At 44.5% G+C, this 7,220-nt stretch carries 12 protein-coding genes; 9 read left to right on the top strand and 3 right to left on the bottom strand.

Features of this window, described 5'->3' with window-relative positions:
* From metG to HEN21_RS22075, 9 genes are all read left to right on the top strand, one after another.
* Window positions 1–590 (top strand): methionine--tRNA ligase subunit beta (gene metG, locus HEN21_RS22115; protein ID WP_171887035.1); only part of this gene is annotated, 590 nt, incomplete at its 5' end.
* Between the two features lie 161 nt (window positions 591–751).
* Entirely contained in the window at window positions 752–1,051 is a 300-nt protein-coding gene (locus tag HEN21_RS22110; RefSeq protein WP_021520099.1) for a DUF5983 family protein, read from the top strand.
* Between the two features lie 36 nt (window positions 1,052–1,087).
* Complete coding sequence (locus HEN21_RS22105) at window positions 1,088–1,273, top strand: hypothetical protein (RefSeq protein WP_048958803.1); 186 nt, start codon at window positions 1,088–1,090, stop codon at window positions 1,271–1,273.
* A 1,557-nt stretch (window positions 1,274–2,830) separates the two neighbouring features.
* Window positions 2,831–3,160: a hypothetical protein gene (locus HEN21_RS22100; RefSeq protein ID WP_029305751.1), complete on the top strand. Its 330-nt coding sequence runs from the start codon at window positions 2,831–2,833 to the stop codon at window positions 3,158–3,160.
* Between the two features lie 153 nt (window positions 3,161–3,313).
* Window positions 3,314–3,625 carry a hypothetical protein gene (locus tag HEN21_RS22095; RefSeq protein ID WP_000749407.1) on the top strand — a complete coding sequence of 104 codons (312 nt, stop codon included), beginning with the start codon at window positions 3,314–3,316 and terminating at the stop codon, window positions 3,623–3,625.
* A gap of 126 nt (window positions 3,626–3,751) precedes the next feature.
* Entirely contained in the window at window positions 3,752–4,147 is a 396-nt protein-coding gene (locus HEN21_RS22090; RefSeq protein WP_048958808.1) for a hypothetical protein, read from the top strand.
* A 127-nt stretch (window positions 4,148–4,274) separates the two neighbouring features.
* Window positions 4,275–4,427, top strand: coding sequence for a hypothetical protein (locus HEN21_RS22085; RefSeq protein WP_157854392.1), 153 nt, complete (start codon window positions 4,275–4,277; stop codon window positions 4,425–4,427).
* Window positions 4,420–4,701 carry a hypothetical protein gene (locus HEN21_RS22080; protein ID WP_048958810.1) on the top strand — a complete coding sequence of 94 codons (282 nt, stop codon included), beginning with the start codon at window positions 4,420–4,422 and terminating at the stop codon, window positions 4,699–4,701. Before HEN21_RS22085 ends, HEN21_RS22080 begins: the two co-directional genes overlap by 8 nt.
* A gap of 204 nt (window positions 4,702–4,905) precedes the next feature.
* Complete coding sequence (locus HEN21_RS22075; protein WP_048958811.1) at window positions 4,906–5,388, top strand: hypothetical protein; 483 nt, start codon at window positions 4,906–4,908, stop codon at window positions 5,386–5,388.
* Window positions 5,389–6,005: 617 nt separating this feature from the next.
* Here HEN21_RS22075 and HEN21_RS22070 read toward each other — a convergent pair.
* The 3 genes from HEN21_RS22070 to HEN21_RS22060 are packed head-to-tail and all read right to left on the bottom strand — an operon-like array spanning window position 6,006 to window position 7,156.
* Window positions 6,006–6,233 (bottom strand): hypothetical protein, encoded by a 228-nt coding sequence (locus HEN21_RS22070; protein WP_048958812.1) that lies wholly within the window; start codon window positions 6,231–6,233, stop codon window positions 6,006–6,008.
* A gap of 21 nt (window positions 6,234–6,254) precedes the next feature.
* A complete protein-coding gene (locus tag HEN21_RS22065; RefSeq protein ID WP_000255469.1) occupies window positions 6,255–6,458 on the bottom strand; it encodes a hypothetical protein in 204 nt (67 codons plus the stop codon).
* 47 nt (window positions 6,459–6,505) lie between these two features.
* Entirely contained in the window at window positions 6,506–7,156 is a 651-nt protein-coding gene (locus tag HEN21_RS22060) for a hypothetical protein (RefSeq protein WP_048958814.1), read from the bottom strand.
* Window positions 7,157–7,220 lie beyond the last annotated feature (64 nt).

Genomic DNA, 7,220 nt, shown 5'->3' with positions numbered 1-7,220 from the left:
TTAACCTGTTCCGCGTGCTGATGACGTACCTGAAACCGGTACTGCCGAAACTGACTGAACGTGCAGAAGCATTCCTGAATACAGAACTGACCTGGGATGGTATCCAGCAACCGCTGCTGGGCCATAAAGTGAATCCGTTCAAGGCACTGTATAACCGTATCGATATGAAACAGGTGGAAGCACTGGTGGAAGCATCCAAAGAAGAAGTGAAAGCCACAGCTGCACCGGTAACTGGCCCACTGGCTGACGACCCGATTCAGGAAACCATCACCTTTGACGACTTCGCCAAAGTTGACCTGCGTGTGGCGCTGATTGAAAACGCGGAGTTTGTCGAAGGTTCTGACAAACTGCTTCGCCTGACGCTGGATCTCGGTGGTGAAAAGCGTAATGTCTTCTCAGGCATCCGTTCCGCTTATCCAGATCCACAGGCACTGATTGGTCGTCACACCATTATGGTGGCTAACCTGGCTCCGCGTAAAATGCGCTTCGGTATCTCTGAAGGCATGGTGATGGCTGCTGGCCCCGGCGGGAAAGATATCTTCCTGTTAAGCCCGGATGCTGGTGCTAAACCTGGCCACCAGGTTAAGTAATTAAACAACCTCTCTTCGCAATGCCCGGCAACACGCCGGGCATTTTCATATAGACACAATCCCTTCTGATTTACACAGTACCTAAAACAATTTGTTTTCTACCTTTTGTTGATGGAGATAATAAACAACATAAGAAAACAACTTGTTTTGGAGTGGTTGAAATGTTGAACATTACCCAAGCCTACCAGGTGGCATTGATCAGCTCATCTCATACATCAGAGGAAGATGCTCGCCGATTCATGATCGCAAGCAATGAGCTGGATTGGGTTTCACAAATTGAGTACGGTTGCATTGTCCACGCCGGGTTACAGGACGATGACTGGAAAGATGAGTTGCGTCGATATGGTATATCCGAGGGCGCGATTGCGAACATTCAGAAAGTACTTGATGTAGGCTTTGACTCTGTACATTTTGATTGTGGTGCGCCAGTCGTTGAAGGGCTTGAGTGCTGGCAATGGTAATCCGGCAATCGCTTCATACTAGATAACGGAGAATTTATGCTTAAAGAAGACTCATATCTACTAAAGGCGCTTGAAATGCGTGGCGTTGAACCTACAGTGAAAAACGCTCACGATATCTACCTTCAGTTTTCGCCGCAGCTGAAACAGCTCATAAATAAATATGGAGTGAATGACTCCAGCGTAAAAGCCATGATAGATGATGAATTAGACCATCTCATCTAACCAAACCGTTGATAATGGCGGTCACAATTTGATTCTTTTCTATAAGAATCCGTTGATCGCCACTACCCCCCCTCCATACCCGCAATCACATCCTTAAATATCAATAGGTTATAGTTATTTATACCAATAAGAAAACAACTGAATAACAGATCAACGAAACGTCAACGCTTTCACCCGATTTGGTCTAAAAAATTGACGTTTTCACACATCACTTCTTATACTCGTAATCCTACGCAGCAGACAGCTCCACAGCGTCCAATTTTCACTACAGACGACTCAACACACTACCAACAAAAACACACGCTCAAAATCGCTCCCGTTGCGTTACACAACCATATAAACAACTTATTTTCAGGTATAACAAAACAACTAAATAACACATACGCCATTCCCAAAAACAACCAACCTCTTTATGGCAGGCTACCGAAAAGACCCACCTCTTCTTCCCAGGCTACCGGACAACCAACCTAACTTTCACAGGCAATACGAAAACATTCATGCGCGCGATACCCACGACACGCCATTACCCAAACAGCGAAGAAACACCAGAATCACTGAAACCCCAACGAAGCCTGTTACCGCAAGGATTCTCTCAATCCCAAAAGACACGAAACAGAACAATCACGGGAAACGCCATTACCCAATACACGAATAACTACAAAAGCCTTTCACACTCCAGACAAACAGCTCAAACACAATAACGAAAGGAATCGCCAACCTGCCATTACTCCATACACGGAGAAGAACAATCACCAAAACGACGAGAACACCCCACAGAAGAACCACCGCAAAACGAACGAAACCATTTACACCGACAGAGAGAACAACACATCCAATTCACCAACAGAAATAGTCGCCGTATAGAAGGTTCTGGAAGGAGTGAGCATTAACGCCTATAGAGAGGTTGAGACAGATAAAACACGAAGAAAACACAACATGTATAGCGAAGAAGCCAGGTATGTATAAGTGGGGAGGGAAGGAGGGGTGTCGCCTCCTTTTTCGTATTTATTCAACTCCTGATTTTACCCCCCGTAACACCCCTACGGTTAGCCTTCGGTCCATACAGGGAAAAGGCTGCATCCCGCTACAGAAACGGCTGGGTTGCCTTCGGGGAACGGCTGGAGGTTTTCAGGGAAACGGTCGAGTTGCCTGTGTGGGTTTCGGGAAAAGGCTCGATGCCGGTTCAGGAACGGTGGCGTACCGGTATAGCGTGAGGGAGAGTTGCGGCTGCCCACCTGTAATGTGCGGGAAGAAGAGAGACGCTCGCGTGCAGGCGAACTTACTTACCGCTGGATTCCCTCTGAATACCCAGTTACAGCGTAATTGTGCCAGACAGCCAGCGGGTCACAATCGATTTCAGTAGGTTTTCGGGGAGAGGATTATTCTGCCCACCAGCCACCTTCGGCCACTAAATCAGAATAATGTAAAAAGTGTACTCGGTACTGAACCTGAAAACTCACTGCCAAAACCACATTCACCGGAATAAAATCCTTTTTTGCCTGTGCGTTATTACGATAATAACACCAATAAGAAAACATGTTGTTTAAGGATTGCTTTATGTTTGCACATATCGACATCAACCAAATCAAGAAATTAACTCAAAAAGAGTTTGATCAGTTTTATGAGTTAGAAGGTTGGTCTTCCACTCTTATCAATTCGCGGTGGGTGCTTGAGTTGATGACTCGTGATGACGCACCTGCTTTGATGATTAGCGACCTGGGTGAAGATGCTGACTTTATGGATATGAGCGAATTTTGTGTGGACACATACAACCGCAGCCAGAAGTACTACTTCACATGCGATAGCGAGAATGACGTGATTTCTAAGGTCTATCTTCACCTCGTCCAGCATTGGGACGTTCAGGAGTTTCTTGAAGTATTCGCGTAACCCCAACCAAAGCCAGCATTGCTGGCTTAATTTCTCTATAGCCGCAGGGAAGAACCTGCATATCGCTCATGCACCTGATCAATATGCTTTGTAGCCGTTTTCTTACTGGTATTATTTACGCCATTGAGAAAACAAGTTGTTTACGGAGTTGTGATGAAAAAATCATTGGTTCTTGGTCTGGACAAAGACCAGAAGAGAAAAGAGAAGCCTGCACTGGTTGCTCAATTAACTTTGCTGGACATCGTTGCCAATGGAACCTCTATTCGTCTGTTCCGTGAAACAGCGGTGTCTTTCGATAAAAACACCTTTACTCGTTATGTAATGAATGTTCGCCGCCAGCGTGGGAAAGGCTGGGTGGCATTTCAAAGAATGTGGCCGGAACATCAGCTCGAACTGGCTTTGATGGAAGTTAACCGCGTGGCCCAGCAAGAAATTCAGAGAGCATCAGTGATGGCAATAGCCTGATAATGTGCAAGTGGTAATTAGTCGACAGTACGACAGCCCCGCCATCCTTACGGGGCTTTTTTGTATTGTAAGTACATACCTACGATCATAGAATAGAAAAATAACCAATACACTACGGAGAGTGAAATGACCGTTAAACGCGAAAAACTGACAGTTGATGTTTACTATGCCTCTGAAACCGCCGAAGGTAAGAATGTGGCAAAAATCACCGTTGTTACGTACAACACCGAAACTGGTGCCGAAGTACAGGCCAGTACGATCGTGCGTAAAGGTGATGCCTCCGGCGGCGAGTACGCGATTCAATACCAGTCCATTCTCGATGCAACTGACCCGCTGCTGCTGAAAATCGAGAACTACTTCCGCCAGGTTGATGAAGAGGTGTTTGAAACCATGATGAGTATGGTTAATTCCGTATTCACCTCCAGCCTGAATACCAGCACCACCTGGATTGGCCAGTACGGTCTGCGCATTACCTCCGGTATTCCTGCTGACACCTTAATCCCTGAAAGCGTATTCGCTTAATCCTCTTTAAATGGCGCGTAAACCGCGCCATTTTCTTATGCCCGATAACAATTTGTTTTCTGCCTTTATCTTGCTGCGATAATTACAACAACAAGAAAACAACGTGTTTATTATGTGGTGAAATAATATGGAATACATTGTTACTGTCGCTTCGTCAGATCGGGAGTCGTTACTTGAGGCTATCAGAAGCATGGAAAACATCATCATGTCAGAGCAGGAGCTTAATGGTTATCTTGAGATGGATGATTTTTCTATCAAAATGGAGGTGAAGAATGACTGATTTCACCATTACCACCAAAGCACAAAATGTATTCCTCGAATCATGGCTGGACTTGCCGGAAACAGAACAGCAAGAAATGGATCATGTGGAATATGACGAGCAGGTAAGCACGCGATTCTTCCACTTTGAGGGCTGCGTTTACGACATTGCCGACTTCATGCGAGATGACCGCTTCCCTGAATGGCACGCCAGTTATCCACTAAACGCCTTCGCCACGCTGATGATCCGTGTGGATGATTCAGGGGATACCATCGACATCGCTCTACTCCACTAAAGAATAAGGCCACCAGCATTGGTGGCCTTAAATGACCATCCTGTTTCCCGCAGGCTAAAAACACCAACCTCTTACCTCCAGGCAACCGACAAACCCACCTGTTCCCGTCCGGCTACCGCAACTTTCCACTTTGACGCCTTATTCGTACAACGATAATTAACACCAACAAGAAAACAATTTGTTATTTACGATAAGGATTTAATCATGAATTTTATCGCTACTGTAAACGCACCCGCACATGGCAATATCGCTGTAACGTTCTCTGACATTGAAAAACGAGTACTTGGCGCATGGCGCGACAATGAGACGGTAGAACTGTCAGCACAAGAAAAATGCATTATTGCACGCGACATCATTTGCAATCGTCGTTACTCGCGGGTATTTGAGAAAGCGTATGTGGTAAATTCTGGGTTCGGAACGTTCGTCTTTCCGGTGCGCTCCGGGCGATTCTGCCACTCCAAGCTGATTGAGTTCGCTACGCAGATTTCTGTCTGGATTAAAACTCAATCGTCGTTCAAATTTTCCGACGATGAAGCAGTATCGCAGGGGATGCGGATCGCCAACAATGCGATTAAATGCAAAAACATTACATATACCGCTGGCGTTGACACATGGAAACTGTTTTGCGCTAACTTTATGCTGAATGTATACGCAAGCAACCGCATCCACATCCTTGATGGCGTGTAACTGAGAAGAGGGCCAGAAACGGCCCTTTCTCTATAGCCACCAGCTGCCGCAGGGAAATTTTCAGAAACGGCGAGGAACGCATTCATGAGCCGACGGGAAACGGCCAGGATTTTTTCGGGAAACGGCTGCATTCGCCTTTATGTAGAAAAAAACATCGGGAAGCTGGTGGAATCCAACCAGCGGTTGTCGGACAGGTGAGCGGGGAAAATTATAATGACTTTCGTCGCCTGAGACATCCAGATTTCTTTCGTAGCATAATCACATACGTGATTAAGTGGTGTGATTATGTGAAAAATCACGCGCACATAATACGCGAGCGGATACAGAACAAAACAAAATGCCGATCCGCACCGACAAATACACGCTGATCACATAGCAAGACTAAAAGCCAATGATTAACCATACTCTATAGCGCAATATAACGCGCTTTAAGCGCGTTAATGTGTTAAGTAATGGGTATGTACTGGCGAGGATATAAAAGCGCGACTATGGCGTTATTTTGGCGCTTATTTTTATGTTGTTGGAGTGAGTTAAAGACAATAAATAACGCGCCAATGATGGCGCGTTATGGTGGGAGTATTGGAAACGAAAAAAGCGCCCATAGTGGGCGCTCGATTTTATTTATGTAAACTGATTTCAAATCCCATTTCTACGAACGCTTTTAACATTAAAAATATATCAGCGTCGTTCACGTCTGCTTTTTTTCGCTCCTGGTCGCTCAATAAGTCAATTTTGCGCGTCGTTTCATCTATAAGCTCAACAGATCCAGCGTAACCAGCGATCCCAGCAATATCATTAACACAATATTCATTGTGGACGTTAACGCCAGCGATAAGAACAAACATGATTAAGCTCCTTAAAAAAAATTAAATAGAATTTTGAAGTTTTCCGATTAATGCGCTTAAACGTAAGTATTCACGTTTACGCTTGCAATCTCGCTTGCTGTTAAGCAAATCAGAAAACGTAAAATTTAATTGGTCGCGTTGCGCGATCAAATCATCGATTAATTCCAGTTTATAAGCGCGATACTTTGCGCGATATTCCGCGCGGATCTTGTCATAGCTGACCATTTTAAAGCTCCTTTAAAGCGCCCATAGTGGGCGCATGATTCCATTAATTACGCTTTGAAAGCATCAGCTAAATAATTGTAGAAATCATTTTTAATGAAGCGATATTGCTGAGTACCAGCTTTTGCGCTCCCAGCTCCTTTGACTTTTTCAACAAGTCCAAGACGTTCGCAAAGATTGATCAACTGATTGGCTTGAGTATAGCCAGCGTCCAATTTAATTTCGCACGCTTTTTTAGCTTCATTCATTAAATCGAAAACAGCGCCATTGGTGAACGTGTCGATCTCGTCGTTAATCATATCGATTAAAGCGAATACACGAGATCCAGACATATCAGCGACGGAATAAACACATTTACCAGCTTTAATGGATTTAACCAGATAAACCAGTTTTTCCAGTGAATAACTATTAGTCATAGCATCACGGAAAAATACTTCTGGCGCTTGTTTGCTTGCTTTAATCGCATAGTAGAAAACAGAGCATAATTTTTCGTCTTCTACTGCGTTTACGACGTTGTTGATGAAGTAAGCAAGTTTAGTGGACGCAGCTTGCATATTTGCTTTGTCTGCTTTAGTGTGCGTACCATTTTTATAATGTTCGTTATATGTTTGAGTTGCCAGATCTGCTTTTTCGCGCAGTTCATCGGATACAATGGAAGCAGCTTCAATGATGGATTTTTTAGAAATGATAATGTTAGCCATGATAATTTTTCCTTATGTAAATTTAAAATTTATTGTCGTTAGCGTCTTCGCTTTCGACGAGTTC

Source organism: Escherichia sp. 93.1518 (genome assembly GCF_013368915.2).
Classification (GTDB): Bacteria; Pseudomonadota; Gammaproteobacteria; order Enterobacterales; family Enterobacteriaceae; genus Escherichia; species Escherichia ruysiae.
This window is presented reverse-complemented; position numbering and strand designations above follow the sequence as displayed.